This window comes from Streptomyces colwelliae, assembly GCF_048158785.1.
Taxonomy (GTDB): domain Bacteria; phylum Actinomycetota; class Actinomycetes; order Streptomycetales; family Streptomycetaceae; genus Streptomyces.
Map to the genome: position 1 here is coordinate 1 of NZ_JBLTJC010000069.1, position 22,659 is coordinate 22,659.

Annotated in this window: 21 protein-coding genes and 1 pseudogene; 12 read left to right on the forward strand and 10 right to left on the reverse strand. The window is 71.4% G+C overall.

Translation table 11 applies throughout. The features are described from left to right. Positions 1 to 3,611 (forward strand): NACHT domain-containing protein (locus tag ACNFOC_RS16800; protein ID WP_416959915.1); only part of this gene is annotated, 3,611 nt, incomplete at its 5' end. Between the two features lie 250 nt (positions 3,612 to 3,861). On the opposite strand, the gene ACNFOC_RS16805 is transcribed toward ACNFOC_RS16800, so the two are convergent. The 3 genes from ACNFOC_RS16805 to ACNFOC_RS16815 are packed head-to-tail and all read right to left on the reverse strand — an operon-like array spanning position 3,862 to position 5,497. After that, complete coding sequence (locus tag ACNFOC_RS16805) at positions 3,862 to 4,581, reverse strand: MFS transporter (protein ID WP_416959945.1); 720 nt, start codon at positions 4,579 to 4,581, stop codon at positions 3,862 to 3,864. Continuing rightward, positions 4,464 to 5,315, reverse strand: a complete 852-nt coding sequence (locus ACNFOC_RS16810; RefSeq protein ID WP_416959916.1) for an MFS transporter — start codon at positions 5,313 to 5,315, stop codon at positions 4,464 to 4,466. The genes ACNFOC_RS16805 and ACNFOC_RS16810 overlap by 118 nt, the downstream gene beginning before the upstream one ends. Next, the gene (locus tag ACNFOC_RS16815) at positions 5,315 to 5,497 is read right to left on the reverse strand and encodes a hypothetical protein (protein WP_416959917.1); all 183 of its coding nucleotides are present in this window, start codon (positions 5,495 to 5,497) and stop codon (positions 5,315 to 5,317) included. Before ACNFOC_RS16815 ends, ACNFOC_RS16810 begins: the two co-directional genes overlap by 1 nt. Positions 5,498 to 5,577: 80 nt before the next feature. Between ACNFOC_RS16815 and ACNFOC_RS16820 the strand changes: the two genes are divergently transcribed. Further along, a complete protein-coding gene (locus tag ACNFOC_RS16820; RefSeq protein WP_416959918.1) occupies positions 5,578 to 6,021 on the forward strand; it encodes a MarR family winged helix-turn-helix transcriptional regulator in 444 nt (147 codons plus the stop codon). A 93-nt stretch (positions 6,022 to 6,114) separates the two neighbouring features. On the opposite strand, the gene ACNFOC_RS16825 is transcribed toward ACNFOC_RS16820, so the two are convergent. Genes ACNFOC_RS16825 through ACNFOC_RS16835 form a run of 3 tightly spaced genes read right to left on the reverse strand, consistent with a single transcriptional unit; the run spans position 6,115 to position 9,319 of the window. Continuing rightward, entirely contained in the window at positions 6,115 to 7,107 is a 993-nt protein-coding gene (locus ACNFOC_RS16825) for a TAXI family TRAP transporter solute-binding subunit (protein ID WP_416959919.1), read from the reverse strand. Further along, complete coding sequence (locus ACNFOC_RS16830; protein WP_416959920.1) at positions 7,104 to 8,639, reverse strand: sensor histidine kinase; 1,536 nt, start codon at positions 8,637 to 8,639, stop codon at positions 7,104 to 7,106. The genes ACNFOC_RS16825 and ACNFOC_RS16830 overlap by 4 nt, the downstream gene beginning before the upstream one ends. An 11-nt stretch (positions 8,640 to 8,650) precedes the next feature. After that, positions 8,651 to 9,319 (reverse strand): response regulator transcription factor, encoded by a 669-nt coding sequence (locus ACNFOC_RS16835; RefSeq protein ID WP_416959921.1) that lies wholly within the window; start codon positions 9,317 to 9,319, stop codon positions 8,651 to 8,653. 177 nt (positions 9,320 to 9,496) lie between these two features. Between ACNFOC_RS16835 and ACNFOC_RS16840 the strand changes: the two genes are divergently transcribed. The 3 genes from ACNFOC_RS16840 (at position 9,497) to ACNFOC_RS16850 (ending at position 12,874) form a co-directional block, all read left to right on the forward strand. Continuing rightward, on the forward strand, positions 9,497 to 10,522 hold the full coding sequence (locus ACNFOC_RS16840) for an amidohydrolase family protein (protein ID WP_416959922.1): 1,026 nt from the start codon (positions 9,497 to 9,499) through the stop codon (positions 10,520 to 10,522). 5 nt (positions 10,523 to 10,527) lie between these two features. After that, positions 10,528 to 11,448 carry an amidohydrolase family protein gene (locus ACNFOC_RS16845; protein WP_416959923.1) on the forward strand — a complete coding sequence of 307 codons (921 nt, stop codon included), beginning with the start codon at positions 10,528 to 10,530 and terminating at the stop codon, positions 11,446 to 11,448. 67 nt (positions 11,449 to 11,515) lie between these two features. Then, entirely contained in the window at positions 11,516 to 12,874 is a 1,359-nt protein-coding gene (locus tag ACNFOC_RS16850) for an MFS transporter (RefSeq protein ID WP_416959924.1), read from the forward strand. Between the two features lie 165 nt (positions 12,875 to 13,039). Here the strand turns inward: ACNFOC_RS16850 and ACNFOC_RS16855 are convergent, their stop codons facing one another. Then, the gene (locus ACNFOC_RS16855) at positions 13,040 to 14,260 is read right to left on the reverse strand and encodes a lactonase family protein (RefSeq protein WP_416959925.1); all 1,221 of its coding nucleotides are present in this window, start codon (positions 14,258 to 14,260) and stop codon (positions 13,040 to 13,042) included. A gap of 399 nt (positions 14,261 to 14,659) precedes the next feature. On the opposite strand from ACNFOC_RS16855, the gene ACNFOC_RS16860 reads away from it, so the two are divergent. Further along, positions 14,660 to 15,166: a MaoC family dehydratase gene (locus tag ACNFOC_RS16860; protein WP_416959926.1), complete on the forward strand. Its 507-nt coding sequence runs from the start codon at positions 14,660 to 14,662 to the stop codon at positions 15,164 to 15,166. Here ACNFOC_RS16860 and ACNFOC_RS16865 read toward each other — a convergent pair. Next, positions 15,157 to 15,900, reverse strand: coding sequence for a flavodoxin family protein (locus ACNFOC_RS16865; RefSeq protein WP_416959927.1), 744 nt, complete (start codon positions 15,898 to 15,900; stop codon positions 15,157 to 15,159). The two genes, ACNFOC_RS16860 and ACNFOC_RS16865, sit on opposite strands and share 10 nt — an antisense overlap. 517 nt (positions 15,901 to 16,417) lie before the next feature. Between ACNFOC_RS16865 and ACNFOC_RS16870 the strand changes: the two genes are divergently transcribed. The 3 genes from ACNFOC_RS16870 to ACNFOC_RS16880 all read left to right on the forward strand — a co-directional run bounded on the left by ACNFOC_RS16870 (position 16,418) and on the right by ACNFOC_RS16880 (position 18,103). After that, complete coding sequence (locus tag ACNFOC_RS16870) at positions 16,418 to 16,621, forward strand: SRPBCC family protein (RefSeq protein ID WP_416959928.1); 204 nt, start codon at positions 16,418 to 16,420, stop codon at positions 16,619 to 16,621. A 9-nt stretch (positions 16,622 to 16,630) separates the two neighbouring features. Further along, a complete protein-coding gene (locus tag ACNFOC_RS16875) occupies positions 16,631 to 16,960 on the forward strand; it encodes a TfoX/Sxy family protein (protein ID WP_416959929.1) in 330 nt (109 codons plus the stop codon). A 144-nt stretch (positions 16,961 to 17,104) separates the two neighbouring features. Continuing rightward, on the forward strand, positions 17,105 to 18,103 hold the full coding sequence (locus ACNFOC_RS16880) for an NAD-dependent epimerase/dehydratase family protein (RefSeq protein ID WP_416959930.1): 999 nt from the start codon (positions 17,105 to 17,107) through the stop codon (positions 18,101 to 18,103). 63 nt (positions 18,104 to 18,166) lie between these two features. On the opposite strand, the gene ACNFOC_RS16885 is transcribed toward ACNFOC_RS16880, so the two are convergent. Together ACNFOC_RS16885 and ACNFOC_RS16890 are read right to left on the reverse strand one after the other, a co-directional pair. Then, positions 18,167 to 19,279 carry a sensor histidine kinase gene (locus ACNFOC_RS16885; protein WP_416959931.1) on the reverse strand — a complete coding sequence of 371 codons (1,113 nt, stop codon included), beginning with the start codon at positions 19,277 to 19,279 and terminating at the stop codon, positions 18,167 to 18,169. Positions 19,280 to 19,281: 2 nt separating this feature from the next. Then, a pseudogene (locus ACNFOC_RS16890) lies at positions 19,282 to 19,985 on the reverse strand (response regulator transcription factor). Between the two features lie 104 nt (positions 19,986 to 20,089). On the opposite strand from ACNFOC_RS16890, the gene ACNFOC_RS16895 reads away from it, so the two are divergent. The 3 genes from ACNFOC_RS16895 (at position 20,090) to ACNFOC_RS16905 (ending at position 22,361) form a co-directional block, all read left to right on the forward strand. Beyond that, positions 20,090 to 20,848, forward strand: a complete 759-nt coding sequence (locus ACNFOC_RS16895) for a glycosyltransferase family 2 protein (RefSeq protein WP_416959932.1) — start codon at positions 20,090 to 20,092, stop codon at positions 20,846 to 20,848. Then, positions 20,845 to 21,462, forward strand: a complete 618-nt coding sequence (locus tag ACNFOC_RS16900) for a TIGR04282 family arsenosugar biosynthesis glycosyltransferase (RefSeq protein WP_416959933.1) — start codon at positions 20,845 to 20,847, stop codon at positions 21,460 to 21,462. The genes ACNFOC_RS16895 and ACNFOC_RS16900 overlap by 4 nt, the downstream gene beginning before the upstream one ends. Positions 21,463 to 21,524: 62 nt before the next feature. Continuing rightward, positions 21,525 to 22,361 (forward strand): class I SAM-dependent methyltransferase, encoded by an 837-nt coding sequence (locus ACNFOC_RS16905; protein WP_416959934.1) that lies wholly within the window; start codon positions 21,525 to 21,527, stop codon positions 22,359 to 22,361. Positions 22,362 to 22,659 lie beyond the last annotated feature (298 nt).

Consider the following 22,659-nt stretch of genomic DNA (forward strand, 5'->3'; position numbering starts at 1 on the left):
CCCTCGGCTTCCGCTCCGACGATCCGCTGCCCCGGCTGCGCCTGCTCAGCGACCGGGCCCTCCAGGCGGCGGGCACGGTCTCCGGGACCGTGTTCGCCGACGCCGAGGAGAGCCAGTTCGCGGCGGGCCTCTACGTCACCCGCGATCTGGAGGAGGAACTGCTGGAGCGGCTGGACGCCGACGCGGTCACCCCCCTCGTGGTCGTCGGGGAAGCGGGATGCGGCAAGACCAGCATCCTCTGGAGCCTTGCCCGGCGCCGCTGCGGAACGCCCGCCGGGGAGGTGTTCTTCCTCAAGGCGACCTGGCTGGTCACCGGCCCGTCGGGGGCCGGCAAGGTCGACCCGGACACGCTGGTCGAGGCGATCCGGCAGGCGCGCGACGACGGGCGGACCGTGACGGTCCTGATCGACACCGTCGACGTGCTGGTCAACAACGAGGACGACTGGGTACGGCTGGTCACCGTCGTGCACGCCGCGAAGGACGCGGGTGCCGCGGTCGCCATGACGTCGCGAGTGACGGAGGCGGGCGAACTCCCCTCGGAGTGGCAGCGTCTCCGCCTGAAGGACTACGCCACCGGCGCCGGAGCCGGCTCGCACACCACGAGCGAGTTCGAGCGTGCGGTGCTCGCCCACAGCCGGTTCTTCACCAACGACGCCCAGCTGCGGGAAGACCTGATCAGCAGGATGCTGGCGATCGTCGCGCGGGACATCTCCCTGCATCCCCTGTGCCTGCGCCCGCTGACGCTGCGCATGCTGTTCGAGATCTACACACCGGGCCAGGTCCCCGACGTGGTCGACACCACCGGCCTGTACGAGACCTACTGGGACCACCGGGTGACCCGCGACCGCCGCTCCTGGGACCGCCGTTCCCGGGGTTCCGGAGCCGGCCGCTTCGACGACGGCCCCGATCTCGACCTCGATCTCGGCGATACGGCCATGGCGCTCGCGCTGGAGATGCTGCGGACCGGCCGCCCCGAGGCGTCGGTCGACCGCGTCCGGCTGCCCGCCACCCTCACCGCCGCACGGCTGAGGACGGAGGTGGAGCACCTTGAGGCACGCGGAGTGGGCCATGTCGCGGGCGGCGTCTTCCAGTTCTTCCACCAGACGTTCTTCGAGTACGCCGCGAGCCGTGCCCTCGTCCACGGGCGCGGCGCCGCCGGACTCGGCTCACTCGTCGAGCGGCTCCAAGTCCCCGACGGCGAGGACTACTTCCTGCTCGCCGTGCTGGAACAGGCCTGGCTCTGCGCGGACCGTACACAGGAGACCGCGGACGCCGCGACGGCCATGATCGGGCAGCTGCTGACGACCATCGCCGACGACCTCGACGACGAGCGCACCACCGTCCGCTACGGGCTGCGCCGCGCCGTGCTGTCGGTCTGCGCCCAGAGTTCCCTGCCGTCCCGGGCCATGCTGGCCGACCTGCTGCGCATCCTCGGTTCCCCGCGGCTGGCGCTGCCCGCCCTGCGGCAGTTCCTGGAACTCCTCCCCTCCCCGGGACGCCCGTACGAACCCCGGGACGCCTCCTGTCTCCAGACCGCCGCGGCCCGCGCGGACAACGCCTGGCTCGCCGTCCTGGAGGTGCTCGACCGCCTGCTGCCCCGCGACCCCGGGCAGGTCGTCAGCACCGTACGGATGTCGGGGCTCGTCGAGCGCGCGACCGAAGGCGGCCACGAACTGTCCACACGCGGCGAGTTCGCCTCCTTCCTCGTCAACCTCCTGCCCGCGCGCGCCGCGGACGCCTTCCCCTTCGTCAAGTCCGTCACGCGGGCCGCTCTCGAGGCCGAGAACTACCCGTATGTCGCCGAAGTCCTGGTGAGAATGGCCTCGTTGAGCATGCTCCACGGCGAGCCGCGGACGTGGGCCGACCGGGCGGACGAACTGCTCGGCGACATCACGGTGGCCTCCTCCGTGCTCATCAAGGCGCACGCCTCCGTCCAACTGCCGTATCTGCGCTCGCTGTCCTTCATCGACCTGGTCGACCGGCTCGCCGCGCTGGCACCCCGGTTCTCGGACGGCACCGGACCGACGACCGTGGACCGTTCGCTGCTCAACGCCCTTCTCATCGCCGCCTCGGACGTCTGCCCCGCCGACGCGGACCCGGCCCCCCTGGTCGGCCTCCTCGTCGAGGTCACCCGCAGGGAACGGATCGCCGATCTCTCCCGGGGCTCCCTGGTCCGCCTCCTTGACTCCAACTCCCCCGCCGGCCGGGCCGTTCGCGACCTCGCCGTCAACTGGCTGGTGCAGGGCATGCCGATCTCGGAGGTCTCCGAGACTCCCGAGGACTCCGAGACTCCCGAGGACCCCGAGGACCCCGAGGGGAAGGAACTCGCCTACACCCGCGCCAAAGTGGTCCGCACGGCGCTGGAACAGCTCGACCTGCCGCCGTACCGCGTGGCCGACGTGGCCGGACGCGCGGCCACCGCATGGCGGTCACCCGACGGGGACCCCGTCCAGGTCTGGCGGTCGGGCACGTGTCTGCTCCCGCTGCTGGTGCGTGGCGCGTACGCCGGCATCCCCGAGGCCCGCACCGCGATCGGTGAACTCCCGGGCGGGTTCGGCGTGAGGGGGCCGGACATCACGGCCTGGGTGGATCCGTACAAGAAACACCCCTCGACCGTCGAAGAAGCCGGGCTCATGATGGACCTGCTCCTGCGCATCGGCGAACTCCAGCATGCCAAACGGATGTTGGTGAACGGCGTGACCCTCGACGACGCCTCGCTGACCCGGCTCACCGCCTCGGCCGTCGAGGCCCTGCGCGCCGCCGTACCGCCCGTCCGCCCGAAGGGCATGAGTCCCCAGGCCCGTACGAGACTGAAGGCCCTGGCCGAACTGCTCGTCGTACTGCAACGGAAGTCCGGCTCCCTCAGCCTCCCCTGGGAAGAACTGGCAGGGTGGATCGACCGCGTCCCCGACCCGCTGGCCGTGGGCTGGCTCGTCGAACTCGTCGGAGCGGGGCTCGAGCGGAACCAGTACCCGGCCGAGGCCTCCCTGCGGCTGCTGCGCGCGCAGTGCGGCGCCGACGGCACGCGCGACGGCGGCACACTCGACTGCGTGAGTGAACTCGGCCGCAAGGCCCGCCTGTGGTGCGTGTGGTGGTACAGCGTCCACGGCACGGTCCCGGATGTTCCCGAGGCGCTCCGGCTGGCGTTCCACGAACCCGTCGACGCCCGCGCCGTCATCAAGCTGTGCAACTACGTCTTCACGGACCGGCGGAAGACCCCGCTCACCGAGGAGGAACGCACCGACCTCCTGCTCGACGTCGGCCGACGCGTACGGGCAAGCACCCTGGGCTCGGCACGGCGCAAGGACATCGCCCAGGCGTGGCGGGCGCCGATGTGGTCCTTCGTCCCGGACGGCAGCACGGACACACAGTTGCGGATCGTCCGCGAACTACCCCACCTGGACGATGTGTTCGCCGGGGATCTGCTCCAGTGCGTCCCGGTGAACCGCACGCCCGAGCTGCGCACCGCACTCAGGGAGGTGACAGGCCGCCCGGACCTCGGCGCCCGCCTCCAACGAACCGTGCACCAGCTCCTGGACCAGCACAAACGGAACTCCTCGGAGGGCGGCTGGCCCGACCTGTTCGCGGACCTGACCCGCAACGGGGGCTGACGGCGCGGGCGGGGACCCGCGGTGCCGATACGGCATGAGAACGGCTACCACCAGCCCAGAGAGGTTTCCCTCCCGTCCATTCTGGCTGTCCTCAGAGGGACTTCGCCGGGACTCTCCACATGGGCAGGCAGGTCGGTCGGAGCCGGTGTCGGCTCCGACCGATGCGCCTCAGGCCGGAGTGCCGCGCAGCACGGTGCCGGAGGTATGGGGATCGGTGTGGTCGATTTCCCCGGTGTCGGGCCGGGGGTGTCTACGGCGAGAGGCCGTCGCCGTCGGTCTGTTCAAGCAGCCGGATCTCGTCGGTGGGCAGGCGCTCCGCAGGCGTGAGCCGGGTGGTTCGGGCGGGCAGGAACCAGACGAGGGCGGCGGCGAGGACGCAGAAGCTGCCGGAGATCCACAGCACAACGGTGTAACCACCCACCGTGGGCTGGCCGTTGCCGCCGACATGAGCGGCCAGGACGGTAGCGGCGAGCGCGCTGCCCAGGGAGAAGCCGGTGAAGCGGACCACCTGGTAGAAGCCCATGGCGCTACCTGTCTCCCGGGCGGGGATCGCCTGCACGATCACACCGGGAATCGCGGCGAAGGTGGTGCCCAGTCCCACTCCCAGGACACCCGTCATGACGAAGGCCTGCCACAGGGCGCCATGGAAGACGGCGAAGAATCCGCAGCCCAGCGCGGCTATGAGGCAGCCCAGCGTCAGCACCGCCCGGATCCCCATGCGCGCCACCAAGGTCGGCAGGGTGCGGGAGCTGGTCAGCATGAAGAAGGACAGGGGGATGAGGACGAGGCCGGCCACGATGGCCGATGCGGAGAACCCGAATCCGCCCGAGCGTGGGGATTGCACGAACTCCGTCACCCCCGAAAGCACCATGTACATCGCGACGCCGAGCACCAGGGCGCAGGCATCGGCGGAGAGCACGGACGGATGGCGCAGCAGACGCAGTTGAACCAGCGGGTTCTCGGTGCGCAACTGCTGCACGGCCCATGCTGTGAAGAGCACCACTCCGGACGTCGACAGGCCGATGATCGCCGGCGAACCCCACCCCCACTGTGTCCTTCTGCCACCGCGACCAGCGTGGTGACCAGCGCCAGGACGAGCAGCGCGGTGCCGACCCGGTCGAGCCGGTCGGGGGCGCTGCGTCCCGCGTTCGACGGTACGACCGCGGCGACACAGATCAATGCGAGGCCGGACACGATCGCGCCGAACCAGTACGCGCCCGCCAGTCCCCACGTCTCGGCGATCACCCCGCTGATCGGGTATCCGGCGCCGAGGCCGGCCCCCGCCGATACCGACAGCAGCGCGATCATCGGCGCGACCTCGGCCTGGGGCAGTTCGTCCCGAGCGGTGGCCATCGCCAACGGCGCCAGCCCGAGCCCGACGCCTTGCAGTCCGCGGCCGACGAGCAACATCCCCAGGCCGCCTGCCAGCGCGGCCACGGCGCCGCCCGCCGTGACCACCGTCAGGCCGCCCAGCAGCGTCGCGCGCCGTCGTGGGCCGTCGCCGAGCCGGCCCAGGACCGGGGAACTCGCCGCGCCGACCAGCAGCGCCACGGTCAGCGACCACTGCGCCGTGCTCAGGGACTCATGGAATTCGCGAGCGACCGTGGGGATCAGCGGAGCGCCGAACGAGCTGATGATGCTGGAGACCAGCGTGGCCAGCACCAGCACCGGCCCGATCAGCGCGCTGCGACGCCTCTCGGTCATCACCGCGCCCCCTCGGTCCGCCGCGTGCCGATCAGCCGCTCGACAACCCCGCCCGCGCCGGTCAGTGGCACGATCTCGGCGTCTGCCGGGTCGAGCAACGTGCTCCGGAGAACCTGCGTGCCGTGCTCAGCGTCGTCCGGGTGCCCGCTGATCCGCCGGGTCAACACACGACCTATGCCCATGAGAACTCCCTGGAAGATGCGTGCGACTTGCACGCATCAACGTACGCTCATTCCGTGCGTTTCGCACGTATTATTGTTGGATGACGAATACGGCCTTGGCGCGGGACCTGGAGCAAGCGCTGGGACAGCTGCTGCTGCGGCGCAACCGGAGCACGCTCTACAACGCGGCCCTCGAATCGGCACCGCCGGGTGTCGATCGTCAGACCTACCCGGTGCTCAGCGGCCTGGCTCGGCTCGGACCGCAATCGGCGGCGCGGCTGGCCGACGAGGTCGGGATCGACCGATCCGGCGCAAGCCGCTATGCCGACCGACTCGAAGCCGCGGGCCTGCTCGAGCGCAGTCCCGACCCCAGCGACCGCCGGGCCACCCTGCTCAACTTGACGCCCAAGGGCCGCGCCGCAGTCACCGGGCTCCGCGACGCCCTGGCCCGGCACCTCGCGGACCGCATCGCGGACTGGCCCGACGGTCAGGCACAGGCGCTGATCGACGGTATTCGCCTGCTCATCGACACACCCCCGGGCTGACTCCTTCGGCCGTCGGCGCCGGACGGCACCATCCGTCCGTTCTCGTAACGATCACGATCGGCGCTTCTTCAGGCCCGGAACGTCGTCCAGCACTCAGCCGTGCAGCGCACGGTAGGCCGCGATCGCCCCTGGGTGCAGAGGGACGGCGCCGGTGCCGATGAGGCTGCGGACGTCGAGGAACTGGGTGCCGACGGCGTTGGGGGGAACGAGTTCGGTCGCGCGCTGGACGAGCAGACGGGTGAGCGCCTCGGCCACGGCGCGGGGCAGCTCGGGGCGGCACACCAGCAGGTTGGACACCCCGATGGTGGCGACCCCGCCCGCCGCCCGGTACGCGCCCTGCGGCAGGGACACCTCTTCCAGGCCCGAGGCCGCCTGGCCGCCCTGTCCGCCGAGCCGGGGCAGCAGCTCGGCCAGCGGCAGGAATCGTAGACCGAACCGGTCGTCCAGTTCGGACAGGACCGGCAGCGGTACGCCGCCCGCCACGAGCAACGCGTCGACCGAGCCCGCCCGCAGGGCGTCGGCCGCGTCGGCCAGCGGAAGATGGCGTACGGCGACCTCGGTGCCCGGCGACAGACCCGCGGCGTGCAGGATCTGGTCGCCGAGTACGGCCGCGCCCGATCCGGCCGCGCCGAGCGACACGGTGTGTCCGGCCAGGTCGGACACCGTACGCACGGGCGAGTCGGCGCGGACCACGAACTGGAGGTAGGTCTCGTACAGCCTGCCGATCGCGCGCAGGGGCACGGGACGCGGGAAGAGGGCGGTGCCCTGGGCCGCCCGTGCCGTGTCGGTGAGGACGAGCGCGAGGTCGGCGCGGCGGTCGCGGAGCAGTTCGATGTTGGTGAGGCTGCCCGGGGTGGTGCGGACGCGACAGGTCAGGCGCGGGTACGCCGCCGTGAGTTCGGCGGCGAGGAGGCGGCCGAAGGCCTCGTAGAAGGCCGTGGGTTCTCCGGTCGCGAAGCGCAGGACACCGCTCGGTCCGGGCCGTTGTCCGGAGGCGTCGCCCGTGAGCGCGCCTCCGAGGACGGCGGCGGTCGTCGCGCCGAGGGCGGCGTGGAGAAGGGTGCGGCGGTCGACAGGGCGGGTCATCGTCTACCGCCGCGCGGATCACGGCGGGCTGCGGTCGCCTCGGGCTCGGCAGTGAGCCGCCCACTCGACGGGCGACGGGCATGACTGTGGCCGCTCACCCCGCCGCCGTCGGCGCCGTCGCCGCGGTCGGCCGCGTCGGTCACCGCGCACGGTACGAAGGCCGCGGCCCGCAGTCCTCGTGGACGCGCGGGCTCCAGTTCCAGTCGGCCTCCCCGGCCCGCCAGCAGCTGCTCGACGATGGCCAGCCCCAGGCCCGTACCGGCCGTCCCGTCCTGTCGTTGTCGGCCCGAGCGCCAGAATCTCGTGGTGGCCTGGGCGATCTCCTCCGGAGTCAGGCCGGGTCCGTCGTCCGTCACCGTGAGGACCACGTGCGGGCCTTCGACGGTGCGGCGCAGGGAGATCTCGGCGTCCGGGCCCGCGTACTTGATGGCGTTGTCCAGGAGGATGTCCGTGATCTGGGCGAGTTCGTGGTCCGTGCAGGCGGCCATGACCGGGGTCGCGTCGGTGTGGAGAGTGAGGCGGGTGCCGGCGCGGTGGGCGACGGGCTCCCACAGCCGGTACTGGGCGGCCGCGACCGCCGTGGCGTCGCAGCGTGCGTCCCAGTCGTCGGTCACGGCGAGTTCCCCGGCCCGGTGTTCCGCGGTGGCGAGGGTCAGCATGTCGTCGAGCAGGGTCTCCAGGCGGTCGAGTTCGGTGGTCACGCCCGTGTACGTGCGGTCGGCGGACGCGGGCAGGTGACGGTGCAGGGCGTCGACGCGCAACCGGAGTGCGGCCATAGGGTTGCGCATCTGGTGGGAGGTGTCGGCGACGAGCCGGCGCTGCTGTTCCAGGGCCGCCGTGACCGTACGCGCCATGCGGTTGAAGCCGGTCGCGAGCTGGCGCAGTTCCGGTGGGCCGCCGGCCCTGGTCTGTTCGGGCGGGAGCCCCGCGGCGAGTTGTCCGACCGCACGGTCCAGGCGGCGCAGCGGGCTGACCACCCACCGCGTCGCGGCCCGGGCGAGGACCGTGCAGGCGACGGCGACCAGAGCGGTTCCCGCGAGTACGGCGGCCCAGCGCCGGGTGATGTCCTCCGCCGCGGTGTCGACCGAGGCCCGGAGCACGACGGCGCCGGAGACCCGGGTCCCGGTGCCCGCCGGCTCGGCGAACATCCGGGACCCCTTCGACCAGGGACGCAGCGCGCCCGTGGGGTGTGCGGTCTGGTTGCGCAGCGCCGCGTCGAGGAGCCGGCCGACGGCGGGGTCGGCGGCCCGCATACCGCCGGTCTGGACGATCGGTCTGCGGCGGGTGTCGGTGACGACGAGCGGTTCGCCGTACAGCTGTGTGTAGCGGCGCGCCTCGGCGGTGACGGCCGAGGTGTCGCCGGTCTGTGCCGCCTGGTCCATGAGGGACGCGAAACGGTCGAGGTCCGCGCTGCGGGCGAGGACCAGTTGCTGCGTGCGGTCGGACGCGGTGAACAGCAGCAGCGGTACGGCGAACGCGGCCACCGCGATCACGACGAACAGCAGCAGCGCGGCCTGGACCCGGGTACGCACGCGTCGGCTCCTCAGTTCCCGGGGTCCCCGAAGCGGTAGCCGAAGCCCCGGATCGTGGTGAGCAGCTCGGGGCGCGCGAGCTTGGCACGCAGCTGGGTGAGGTGGACGTCGAGCGACCGGGACACGGAGTGGTAGGCATCGCCCCACACCTCGTCCAGGAGCTGTTCACGGCTGACCGCGGTACCCGCCCGTCCGGCCAGCACGGCGAGGATGTCGAACTCCTTGGTGGTCAGCTCGACGTCGGCCCCGCCGACCCGGACCCGGCGCGCGCCGAGATCGACCTCGACGTCACCGGCACGGACCGTCCGGACAGTCGAGCCGTCCCTCGCCGCGGTCCGCCGGGTGACGGCGTCGATCCGCGCGAGGAGCTCGGCGAGGCGTACAGGCTTGACGAGGTAGTCGTCGGCCCCGAGCCGTAGTCCGCGCACGACCGAGCGCTCGTCACCGCGGGCGGTGAGCACCACGACCGACATGTCACTGACCGCCCGCAGGGCGCGCAGCACGTCCAGGCCGTCGGTGTCGGGCAGGCCCAGGTCGAGAAGCAGCAGGTCGGAGCTGCGGTGGTAGGTCAGGACGTCCCGGCCGTACCGAACGCGCCTGGTGACGTGGCCGTGGTCGTAGAGAACCTCCACGAGCGCCGCGGCGACCCCGTCGTCGTCCTCGGCCAGCAGTATCTGCACCCCGCCCACCTCCTTTCGGCCACTCCATCGACGGTCCGCAGCCGAATGTAGACCACACCGACCGGGTGCTCGCCGGAGTGTTAAGGGGAGGTTAGTTCTGCGTTGGGCCCTCTCGTCCGCCGGTGCGGGGCGGGGCCAGGCTGCACGGCACCCAGCAGCCTGAGAAGGACGCCGTAAATGATCATCGACTGTCACGGTCACTACACGACCGCCCCGCCGGCCCTGGAGGCATGGCGCAAGCGGCAGACCGCCTCCCTCACCGATCCGTCGGCCGCCCCGGCCCGCACGGACCTGCGCATCACCGACGACGAGCTGCGCGAGACCATCGAGCCGAACCAGCTGCGGCTGATGGACGAGCGCGGCATCGACCTGACGGTCTTCTCGCCCCGCGCGTCCTTCATGGCGCACCACGTCGGAGGCTTCGAGACCTCCGCCGCCTGGGCGGCGATCTGCAACGAACTCTGCCACCGCGTCAGCCAGTTGTATCCGGAACGCTTCGTGCCCGCCGCCATGCTCCCGCAGTCACCCGGCGTCGATCCCGCCACCTGTGTCCCCGAACTCACCCGCTGCGTCGAGGAGTTGGGCGCCGTGGCGGTCAACCTCAACCCCGACCCCTCGGGCGGCCACTGGACCGCCCCACCGCTCACCGACCGCTCCTGGTACCCGCTCTACGAGAAGATGGTGGAATACGACATCCCGGCGATGATCCACGTCAGTACGAGCGTCAACCCGGCCTTCCACACCACCGGCGCGCACTATCTCAACGCCGACACCACGGCGTTCATGCAGCTGGTCCAGGGTGACCTGTTCGCCAACTTCCCGACCCTGCGCCTGGTGATCCCGCACGGCGGCGGCGCCGTGCCCTACCACTGGGGCCGCTTCCGGGGCCTCGCGATGGCGCTCGGGAAGCCTCCGCTGGAGCAACACGTCCTGGGCAACGTCTACTTCGACACCTGCGTGTACCACCAGCCCGGCTCCGACCTCCTCTACGACGTCGTCCCGGCCCGCAACATCCTCTTCGCCTCGGAGATGATCGGCGCCGTACGGGACGTCGACCCGTGCACCGGCCACCACTTCGACGACACCCGCCGCTACGCGGAAGCGGCCAAGCTGCCCGCGGACGACCTGGCGGCGGTCCAGGAGCACAACGCCCGCGCCGTGTACCCCCGGCTGGACGCGCTGCTGAAGAGCCAGGGCCGGTGACGCACATGAGGATCCACTCCCCCAAGTCCCCCGGCTGGCTCGACTGGTACGAGAATCCGTCCGAACCGGCCTTCCAGCTTCCGCCGGGAACGGTCGACACCCACTGCCATGTCTTCGGCCCGCAGGCCGAGTTCCCCTTCGCACCGGAACGCAAGTACACGCCCTGCGACGGCGGCAAGGACGAACTCTTCGCGCTCCGCGACCACTTGGGCGTCGCCCGCAACGTCATCGTGCAGGCCACCTGCCACGGCGCGGACAACAGCGCCATGGTCGACGCCGTCCGGGCGGCGGGCGGGCGGGCGCGCGGCATCGCGACCGTACGACCGGACATCGACGAGAGCGAACTGCTCGCACTCGACGCGGCGGGCGTGCGCGGAGTGCGCTTCAACTTCGTACGGCGTCTGGTCGACGCCTCGCCCGAGGACGACCTACAGACGATCGCCAAGAAGGTCGCCCCACTGGGCTGGCACGTCGTCCTCTACTTCGAGAGCGCCGACCTGCCCGAACTGGAGGGATTCTTCGGTTCGTTGCCTGTGCCGCTGGTGGTGGACCACATGGGCCGCCCGGACGTGACCCGGCCGGTGGAGGGGCCGCAGTTCACCCGGTTCCTGCGCTTCGTCGAGGACAACGACGTCTGGGTGAAGGTGACGTGCCCCGAGCGCCTCAGCGTCGCCGGACCGGCCGCCCTCAACGGCGAACGCCACGCCTACACCGACGTCGTCCCCTTCGCCCGCCGCGTCGTGGAGGAGTTCCCCGACCGGGTGCTGTGGGGCACCGACTGGCCGCACCCCAACCTCACCGACCACATGCCGGACGACGGCCTCCTCGTCGACCACGTCCCGCACGTGGCGGTCACCGACGCACAGCGCCACAAGCTCCTCGTCGCCAACCCGATGAGTTTGTACTGGCCGGGCGAGGACGCCTGACGCCCCACCTCCCGCTCCAGGCTCCCCAACTCCCCTCCCTTCTCCCCGACTTCGACAAGGGCCGCTCATGCAACACGCCAACGCACTGAACCGGCTGGACCGCCTTCCGGTCTCCCGGTTCCACAAAGTCACCCTGCTCGCCGTCGCCTTCGCCTACTTCTTCGAGTTCGCCGACATCAACAGCTTCGCCACCACCGCACCGAAACTGATCAAACTGTGGGGCGTGACGGTCGACCAGATCGCCTACGTCACCTCGCTGTCGTTCGTCGGCATGTTCATCGGGGCGATCGTCGCCGGCTCCCTCGCCGACCGATGGGGCCGCAAACGGGCCCTGCTGTGGACGACCCTCTTCTTCGGCCTCTCCTCCTTCGCCGCGGTGTTCTCCTGGGACCTCGTGTCCCTCGGCGTCTTCCGCGTCCTGACCTCGGCGGGCCTGTCGGCGATGACCGTCGTGGGAGTCGTCTACGTCAACGAGATGTACCCGTCGGCGACCCGCGGCAAGTACCAGGCGTACGCCATCGCCATCGGCATCTGCGGCACACCCGTCACCAACCTGATCGCCAGCGCGGTCGTACCGCTCAACGACTGGTCGTGGCGGCTGGTCTACCTCTGGGGCTCCCTGGGCATCCTGCTCGTCCTGTTCACCCGTCACCTCAAGGAGTCACCGCGCTGGCTCGAAAGCAGGGGGGACCACGCATCGGCGGACACGATCCTGCGGGAGATCGAGGCACGCGTCGCGGCGGAGAAGGGGCCACTCCCCCGGCCCGCGCCCCCAATCGACGAGAAGCCGTCGCCGAAGGCGCCGCTGCGACTGCTCCTCCAACGGAAGTACCTCCTCCCGACGCTCCTGCTCACCGTGCTCTGGATGACGCAGACCATCGGCTTCTTCGGCTACTCCAGCTGGGCACCCACCCTGCTGGCCAAGGAGGGCTTCAGCGTCGAGAAGTCCGTCTTCTACGTGGCCCTGACCACCGTCGGCGCACCGCTCGGCTGCTATCTGGCCTCCCTGGTCACCGACCGCTTCGAGCGCAAATGGTGCCTGGTCGCCTTCGGCACGGTGATCGCGGTCTGCGGCCTGCTGTACGGCCTCACCTTCGATCCCGTCCTCATCGTCGTGTTCGGCTTCCTGGTGAACCTCTTCGAACGCGGCTACACCGCCCTCGCCTACGCCTACTCCCCCGAGCTCTTCGACACCCGCAGCCGCTCACTGGGCACCAGCGTCTCCTACGGCCTCGGCCGCCTGTCCAACGCCGCCGGCCCCCTGATCGTCGCCGCGCTCTACAACGGCCACGGCTACCAGAGCGTCTTCTACTTCATCGCCGGCACCTGGCTGCTCGGCGCGATCGCCCTGGCCGCCTTCGGCACCCGGACCCGCTCGGCACGCCTCGCGGAGGCGGAGCGGCAACGGGTGAGCGTCCTCGCCTGACCGGAACCGACCTGGTCGACAGCCGTACAGAGCCGACAGTCGTACGGATCTTCGCCGACGGGCACGGAGTGCCGGTCACCGCTTGAGCACGTTGTGCAGTGCGGACAGCGCCTGGCGCCCCGGACAGGTGATGTCCGGGGCGCCCTGGCCGCGGTGGCCGCTTCTTTACACCGCGGCGATGCCCTCCATGCCGGACTCGGCGAAGGGAGGCAGTCCAGTGGTCGTGCCGATCTTGGTGAGGGAGCCGTCGCGGCCGACGCGGAAGCCGTCGACCGTGCCCGATGTCGCGTTCTGCACGTAGAGGAACTTCTGGTCCTTGGTCACCGCCAGGTCGATGACGCCCTGGGACTTGGCGGACGGCGGGGTGGCGACGCCGACGTCGTTGGTGAGCGCCAGCTTGCCGTGGCGGTCCGTGCGGTAGCCGGTGACGGTGGAGTTGCCGGTGTTGCCGCCGAAGAAGAAGTCGCCGGCGCGCTCCAGCCAGCACAGCGTGTCCTGGCCGTTGGGCAGACTCTTCTGGACGGTCTTGAGGGTGCCGTCGGCGCGCACCTTGTACGTGCTGACCGTCGAGTCCTTGGCCTCGGCCACCAGCATCCGGCCGGCCTTGTCGAAGGTGATGGCGAACGGCACGGCACCGGCGGAGTCGTTGACCACGGCCCGTCGCGCCGGCCGTCCGTCGCGTGCCACCGGGAAGACCTCGACGGTGTTGGCGGACTTGGTGGTGACGACCAGCTCACGACCGCCCGGGGTGAACGCGACCTGGCCGGGTGAACTGCTGAACAGCGGCACCTTCTTGTTGTCCAGCCCGAGCGAACGGTGCGTGTCACTCAACGGCGCCAGGCCCCCGGCCGTGAGGCGGAACCCCTGGACGCTGCCCGCGCCGCCCGCGTTCATGACGTAGGCGATGCGTCCCGAGACCGCGATCGAGGCGGGGAAGTCCCCTCCGGAGCCAATCACATGACGGCCCGTCAGCTTCTGTCCCTCGACCCGGAACGACGTCACGGTGTTGCTGCCCGCGTTGACCGCGAGGAGCAGCCCGGACCGGTCGTCGTAGACGAGGGAACCCTGGGAGGCGAGCGAGTCGGTGGGCGCGTCGACCTGGTCGCCGCCCTTGCCGCCCGTCGCGTAGCTGCCCGCGGCGCTCAGTGTGCCGTCCTGGGCGCGCTTGAAGACGTGGATCGTGTTGCCCTTGAGTTCGTTGCCCTGCACGAAGACCGCGTGGTCGGCCCCGGCCTTGGCCTTCTTCACGGCGTCGTGCCCATGCTCGACCTCACCGGCCGAGGCGACGTTCACCGCCGTCACGGCCGCAGCGGCGGCGAGGATGCCCGCGCCGACGACCGTCAGCTTGATCTGTAACGGTGACCTTCGCCTGGTGTGCCTGCTCATATGACGCTCCTCGGGCCTTCGCCACCACCACGAGTCGGTGGGGGCCGCGACCAGAGTTGCCCATGTGACGAGCGCGGCAGTAGTGGTTCGGGCGCCACGTCAGCCTCTCGTAAGAACTCCAACTCCGTGTGCGCGGACAGGAGTTGCCGGGAAGCTTTGCCGCACGCCCCACTCGGTTCAAGGTCGCCACCGGTTCCTCGCCCTCGTGCGCCTCCTCGGCCGACCTCGTTCGGTGATGACCCGCAGAGGGCGCAACACCAGCCGGCAAACGTCGTGGCCACCGCGCTGGCCCACCGCACCCGGCGGCGCTTCATTTCGTGGAGGTCGGTTCGGGGTCCGGGCCTCCGGGCGGTAGTTGTCCATACCTGCGGGCCATCGTCCACGGCTATCGTGCCGCCGATGACGACCACCGCCACCACGACGCTGAGCGACGCAGACTTCGACGTTCCGATCCAGGACCGCTTTTTCGAGGACTACATCCCGGGCTCGGTGTACGTCTACGGCAGCATCACCATGACCGAGCAGGACATCCTGCGGTTCGCCGGGGAGTTCGACCCGCAGAGCATCCACACCGACCCCGAGGCCGCCGAACAGGGTCCCTTCCAGGGGCTGATCGCCAGCGGCTGGCACACCTGCGCCGTCATGATGCGCCTGTACGCCGACCACTACGTCAGCAAGGTCGCGAGCCTCGCCTCTCCCGGCATCGACGAACTGCGCTGGGTCCGCCCGGTCAAGCCCGGCGACAGCCTCTCGATCCGTACGACGGTCCAAGAGGCCCGCGCCTCCCGGACCAAGCCGGACCGCGGCATCGTGCACACCGCCATCGAGGTGGTCAACCAGCGGGGCGAGCCCGTGCTCACCATGACGGCGATGAACATCCTGCTGCGGCGCGTACCTCAGCGGTAGTCGGGGTTGGCCGCGTCGAGGCGGCAGCCGGCGTCCCATTCGGAGCGCTGGTTGCCGTGCGCCGGGATGCCCCCGGTGCGCTTGAGCATGGCCGCCATGTGCATCAGGTTCCAGGCCATGAAGGTGGTGTTGCGGTTGGTGAAGTCGTTCTCCGGGCCGCCCGAACCGGGGTCGAGGTACGAGGGTCCGGGGCCCGCCGGGCCGATCCAGCCCGCGTCGGCCTGCGGCGGGATGGTGTAACCGAGGTGCTGGAGGCTGTAGAGGATGTTCATCGCGCAGTGCTTCACACCGTCCTCGTTGCCGGTGATCAGGCAGCCTCCGGCACGCCCGTAATAGGCGTACTGGCCCGCGGAGTTGAGCAGTCCCGAACCGCCGTAGAGCCGCTCGACGACCTTCTTCATGACCGAGCTGTTGTCGCCCAGCCAGATCGGTCCGGCCAGCACCAGGATGTCGGCGGCCATCACCTGCTCGTACAGCGCGGGCCAGGCGTCGGTGGCGAAGCCGTGCTCGGTCATGTCCGGGTAGACGCCCGGCGCGATGTCGTGGTCGACGGCGCGCACGACGTCCGTGGCCACCCCGCGAGCGGCCATGATCGCCCGGCTCTTGTCGATCAGTCCCTCGGTGTGGCTCGGCTGCGGCGACGGCTTGAGGGTGCAGTTGATGAACAGGGCGGTCAGGTCGTCGAAGCGGTAGGGGTCGTCGACCGGGTTCGGGATCTGCGGTGACTGGGTCATGCGGGCTCCTTCGCACGGGACCACCGGGGCGAGTCCCCGATCCGGTCCGAGCCGTGGCTCGGCGACAGCCTCTCGCGCGGACCTCGGTCTGTCCCTCCCCGACCCACCGGCACCCGGCGCTTCCGCGGGGCGCCCGACCGAGTGCCGTGCGCCCGCCGTCCGTAGCGGGGATCCTGGAGTGGGATCCGGGTGCATCGGGCGCCCGGCAGGAGGACGAGGCGGCGACGCGATGGCCATCGACGTGTCCGCGCAGCGGGTGATTCCCGCTCCGCCGGAGCAGGTGGCGGCGTACGCGATGGACTGGCGCCACGACACCTGGGGGCACCTCTCATGCCCGTTCAGGGCTATGGGGGAGGACGCAGGGCATTCGCAGCGCGGAGCTGACCAGGGAAGCCGACGGCGGTGGTTTCGGTGTCGGGACCGAGGTCACGCGTACGGCGTACTTCCTGGGTCGGCGCGTCGACTACGTCCTGCGCGTGGCCGCGCATCATCCGCCGCGACTGCTGGACATCTGGACATGGTGTCCGTGGCCGGGCCGATGCCCATGCACGTCACCTGCACGTTCGACCCGCATCCCTCCGGGACGACGGCCCGTATCCGCGTCCAGGGTGGCGGGGGCGGCTTCTGCCGGATGGCCGCGCCCCTGTTGGCCCGCCAGGTCCGCACTTCGATCGGGAAGGATCTGCGCGACCTCGAACTCAGGCTCACCGGCACGAAATGAGAGACCCTCATGGCTTACGACGAAGGGCTGGCCGAACGCGTCCGCGCACGGCTGGGCGTGCATCCGGGCGTCACCGAGAAGCGGATGTTCGGCGGGATCGCCTTCCTGTACCGAGGGAACATGGCCGTGGGCATCAGCGGCAGCGACCTCATGGTGCGCGTCGGGCCCGAGCACACCAACGCGGCCCTGGCCCAGCCCGGCACCCGTGTCTTCGACATGACCGGCCGCCCGATGCGCGGCTGGATCCTGGTCGACTCCTCCGTCCTTGCCGAGGACGACGCGCTCGGCCGGTGGGTCGACGAGGGGCATGCCTTCGCCGCGAGCCTGCCACCCAAGTGAGTTGAACCGGACGGCACCCGTGCCCGGCGACGGACCATCCCGCCTCGGGCAGCGATACCGAGGCTATGAGCAGGTCTTACGGACCGGTGACATGACGGGCGTGGTGCTGCCGCGTGGCGGGGCTGCGGTCCTAGCGTCGGGCGTATGCGAGTACTGGTCACCGGCGGTGCCGGGTTCATCGGGTCCCATGTCGTCGAGGCGCTGACCGCGCGCGGACACGAGGCGGTCGTGTTCGACCTGCGCGACGGCCACGACGTGCGCAGTCCCCAGGCGGTCGCGTCCGTGCTGCCGGATGTGGATGCCGTGTGTCATCAGGCGGCGATGGTGGGACTGGGGACGGGGTTCGGCGACGCGGCCGACTACGTCTCGCACAACGACCTCGGTACGGCGGTGCTGCTGACCGCCATGGCCGACGCGGGGATGCGCCGGCTGGTGCTCGCCGGGTCGATGGTCGTCTACGGCGAGGGCTCCTACGCCTGCGAGTGGCACGGACCGGTGCGGCCTGGCCCCCGGGCTGTGGCCGATCTGGACGCGGGGCGTTTCGAGCCCCGGTGTCCGGACTGCGGTGAGGAGTTGGCGCCGGGGCTGGTGGGCGAGGACGCTCCGGTCGACCCCCGGAACGTGTACGCGACGACCAAGCTGACCCAGGAGCATCTGGCGGCGGCGTGGGCGCGGTCGACGGGTGGTTCGGCGGTGTCGCTGCGCTACCACAACGTGTACGGCCCGCGGATGCCGCGTGACACCCCGTACGCGGGGGTCGCCTCCTTCTTCCGTTCCGCGCTCGCCCGTGGTGAGGCCCCTCGCGTCTTCGAGGACGGCGGCCAGCGGCGGGACTTCGTGCACGTACGGGATGTGGCGGCGGCCAATGTCGCGGCTCTTGAGTCCGAGCCCCGGGCGGGGGCGCTGACCGCGTACAACACCGGCAGCGGGGACCCGCACACGGTCGGCGAGATGGCGCGGGCGCTGGCTGCCGCGTACGGCGGGCCCGAGCCCGTGGTGACCGGGGAGTACCGGCTCGGCGACGTCCGCCACATCACGGCGGACTCGTCCCGGCTACGGGCCGAGCTGGGCTGGAAGGCCGAGGTCGAATTCGCCGAGGGGATGCGCGAGTTCGCGACGTCGAAGCTGCGCGGGGAGCAGTAGGCGGCCAGGGACCGGTCGACAGTCGGCCGGCGAGCACCAGCCGGCCAAGGACGCCTCCGGCGTTCACGCCTCGGCCAGGGGCAAGGTCACCTCGAAGCGGCAGCCGCCGGACACGTTCCGTACGGCGGCCCGCCCCTGGTGCGCCTCGACGATGCCGCGCACGATCGCGAGCCCCAGCCCGGCGCCGGCCGGCGGGGTCCGCGCGTGCGTGCCACGCCACCCGGTGTCGAAGACCCGCGGCAGATCCTCCTCCGGAATACCGCCGCAGCCGTCCGTCACGGACAGCACGACACCCTCGGCGGACCGCTCGGCGGCGACGGCCACCGTGCCGTCGGCCGGTGTCCGCCGGATGGCGTTGACCAGCAGGTTCCCCAGTACCCGGCTCATCTCCTTGCCGTCCACCTCGACCGGAACCGGCTCGATCCAGTCGCCGACCAGCCGTACACCGTGCTCCCGGGCGAGCGGATCGGCTCCCGCGAGAGCGTCGCCGATCAGGTCGTACAGAGACATCCGCGCAGGGGAGAGAGTGAGCGTCCCGGCGTGGATGCGGGAGAGTTCGAAGAGGTCGCCGACCATGCCGTTGAGGCGTTCGACCTCGGTGCGGATCTGGCGGAGATAGCGGGCGGGGTCGGCGGCGACGCCGTCCTCCAGGGCCTCGGACATCGCGCGGAGACCGGCCAGCGGGGTACGCAGATCGTGCGAGATCCAGGCGACGAGTTCGCGCCGGGACGACTCCAACGCGCGTTCACGGTCGCGGGATTCGGCGAGCTTGGCGCTGGTCGCGGCCAACTCCCGGCTCAGGTCGGCCAGTTCGGCGGTGGCCGGACGGTCCGGGGCGAAGAAGTCGCCGTCGTCGCCGAAGTCCCGGGCGGCGAGGGCGAGTTCACGGCTGCGGGCGACGACCCAGCGGCCGAGCAGCAGGGCCGTGGCCAGCGAGACCACGGCCGCCATGGCGACGACGGTGGTGACCACGGTCAGGTCGTGCGAGGAGAGGAACATCGCCTGCGCCACGGCCAACGTGCCGGCGAGCATCGCGGTCACGGCGACGGCCGCGACCACGGACACGGAGGTGGTGAGCGAACGCCGGCGCAGCAACCACAGCGCGCCCACACCCAGCACCCCGGCCGCGGCGGCCCCGAGGAGGGCGAACAGGGCTATGAGCAGCATGTCGCGCATGATCAGCCCTCCCCGGTGCCGACCGCGCCGGTGGACTCGAAGCGGTATCCGACGCCCCACACCGTCTGGATGAGCCGGGGCCGCCCCGGATCGTCCTCGACCTTGGCCCGCAGCCGCCGTACATGCACGGTGACGGTCGACAGATCACCGAAGTCCCACCCCCACACCTCCCGCATGAGGTCCTCCCGGCTGAACACCCGCCCGGGGTGTCGCAGGAAGAAGGCGAGGAGGTCGAACTCCCTGACGGTGAGGGCGAGTTCGGCGCCGTTCTTGGTGGCGCGGCGGCCGGCCGAGTGCGCCGTAGCACCGACTCGACGCGCAGGACCAGTTCACGGGGGCTGAACGGCTTGGTGACGTAGTCGTCGGCGCCGACCTCCAGGCCCAGGATCCGGTCGTCCTCGTCGCCGCGCGCGGTGAGCATGATGACCGGCACGGGCCCGTGCCCGCGCATTCGGCGGCATACTTCAAGGCCGTCGATACCCGGCAGCATCAGGTCGAGCACCACCAGGTCGGGCCAGTGTGCGGCGGCCCGGGCGAGCGCCTCCGGCCCGTCCTCGGCGCGGTCCACGACGTATCCGGCACGATCGAGATACCCGGAGACGACCTCGGCGACGGTCGGATCGTCGTCCACGACGAGGACGCGCATCGTGTCCCGGGGCCTGCTCAGGACGGGTACGGCGGCTGGGGATTCGTACGGCTGCTGCATGTCGTCCAGCGTCCCACCGACCGCGCTAGCTACCCGTTTTCCTGTCTCGACGTCCGCGTTTCGTAAGGACCGGGAGTCCGATATGCCGGATTCTCGCCCGTAGGGTGAAAGCCGTGACGACCTCCCCCGCAACGGAACCGGACACGTCGCGTGTCGACGTGGTCCTCCCCTGTCTGAACGAGGCCGAGGCCCTGCCCTGGGTCCTGGCCCGCATCCCGGCCGGCTGGCGTGCGCTCGTCGTGGACAACGGATCCACGGATGGTTCGGCGGAACTGGCCCGTAGCCTCGGCGCCACCGTCGTGCGCGAGGAGCGGCGCGGTTTCGGTGCCGCCTGCCACGCCGGGCTGACGGCCGCCACCGCGGACATCGTGTGCTTCTGCGACTGCGACGCCTCACTCGACCCGTCCCTGCTCGTGCCCTTCGTGCGCGAGGTACGGGACGGCGAGGCCGACCTGGTGCTCGGGCGGCGCCGGCCGCAGGGGCGCGGGGCCTGGCCCGCGCACGCCCGGGCGGGCAATCTCGCGCTCGCCGGGATGCTGCGCCGCCGCACCGGACTGCGGCTGCACGACCTCGGCCCGCTCCGTGCCGCCCGCCGCGCGGATCTGCTCGCCCTCGGCCTGACGGACCGTCGCAGCGGCTACCCGCTCCAGATGGTCGTCCGCGCCGCGGACACCGGTCTGCGCGTCGCCGAGCACGACGTGCCGTACCTGCCGCGCACCGGCGCCTCCAAGGTCACCGGGACCTGGCGCGGAACCTGGCAGGCGGTGCGGGACATGCGCCGTGTCCTTGCCGAACCCCCGGCGCCCGCAGGCGTGTCGGCCTCCGGCTCCTTCTCCGCACCACAAGGAGCGAACTCCCTGTGACCACGCTTCTCGTCATCGCCAAGGAACCGCTGCCGGGTCGGGTGAAGACCCGGCTGACTCCGCCGTTCACGCCCGAGGAGGCCGCCGCGCTCGCCGAGGCGTCGCTCGTCGACACCCTGCACGTGGTGCTCGCGACGCCCGCGCGGCGGCGGGTGCTGGTGCTCGCCGGAACGCCGGGCCCCTGGCTACCGCCGGGCTTCGACGTCGTACCGCAGTGCGACGGCGGACTCGACGAGCGGCTGGCCGCCGCCTTCGCCGGCTGCGACGGGCCCGCGCTGCTCATCGGCATGGACACCCCGCAGGTGACACCCGAGCTCCTCACCGTCGACTTCGCCGACTGCGACGCCTACTTCGGGCCGGCCGAGGACGGCGGCTTCTGGGCCCTGGGCCTCGCCGCCCCCGACCCCGAACTCCTGCGCGGCGTACCGATGTCGACGCCCACCACCGGCGCCGTGCAGCGCGCCCGGCTGACCGCCGGGGGACTGCGCGTCCGCGACCTGCCGAGTCTGCGCGACGTCGACACGGCGTACGACGCCGAACTCGTCGCCACCGAGGTTCCGGAGGGGCGGTTCGCCGGGGAACTGGCGCGGCTGAAAGCGGGAGTCGCCCGGTGAACGCGGCGCGCGAGCCGGTGCGTCCCACACCAACGGCGAAGGGGAGCCCGGCAACCGCCCTCATGAACCACCCTCCGCCGAGCCTCGCGACTCACCCGAAGGCGGATCTCGGCGAGCGGTCCACGCCGGCCGCCGGGCAACTGCCCTCCGCGTCGCCCGACGTCACGGCACGCCCCTGGTCCGCCGATCCGTACACCGACGCTCTGCGCACCGGCCGCGGTCCCCTCTACCTCCGCCGTACCGACGGCTGGCTGCTGCCCCTGGAGGTCGAGCGCTGGTGCTCCGAGGCCGACGCGGCGGACCGGGAGGTACTGGGGCGGTGCGAAGGGGCCGTGCTCGACGTGGGGTGCGGGCCTGGACGGCTCGTGACGGCGCTCGCCGCGCAGGGGAGGCGAGCGCTGGGCATCGACGTAAGCGAGGCCGCCGTCGCGCACACCGTCCGCCTCGGCGGGCAGGCCCTGCGCCGGTCCGTCTTCGAACCCCTCCCCGGCGAGGGCCGCTGGGACACCGCCCTCCTCATCGACGGCAACGTCGGCATCGGCGGCAACCCCCACGCCCTGCTGCGGCGGATGTCCCAACTCCTCACATCGGACGGGCTGTTGATCGGCGAGACCGTGCCGGTCGACGTCGACGAACGCGTGCAGGTACACGTCGCCGACGGCCGCGGCGCCTCCGGTACGGCCTTCCCTTGGGCCCGCCTGGGCACCCCGGCCCTGCTGCGCCACGCCCGCCGGGCGGGGTGGCGCCCGGACGGTCAGTGGACGGCCGGCGGCCGGTCCTTCCTCGCCCTGCGCAACCGCAGGACGAGCAGCGCGGCCGAGCCCCCGAACAGCACCGCCGTGACCAGCAGCCAGCGGGCCAGGAACCCGTCGCCCGAGAGGCCGGTGGCGGACCTGTAGTGGTCCGCCACCTGCCCGCTGATCAGGGGAAACCACACCAGCAGCAGGAGGCCGGAGAACATGGCCGGGACCCGGACGTAGACCGTCCACGTCCGGCGGCCGGCCGCACCCAGCGCTCCCGCCAGGGCCCGGTCAGCCCCCGCGTACAACGGCACCAGCACCAGGTCGTGCACCAGCGCCGCGCCCACGAACCACAGCGCCACCCCGAACCAGTCGTCCGCGAGCAGCCGCACCCCCGCATACCCGGCGAGCGCGAACGAGCAGGCCAGCAGCAGGAGTTGCAGCGGGCTGCCGAGGG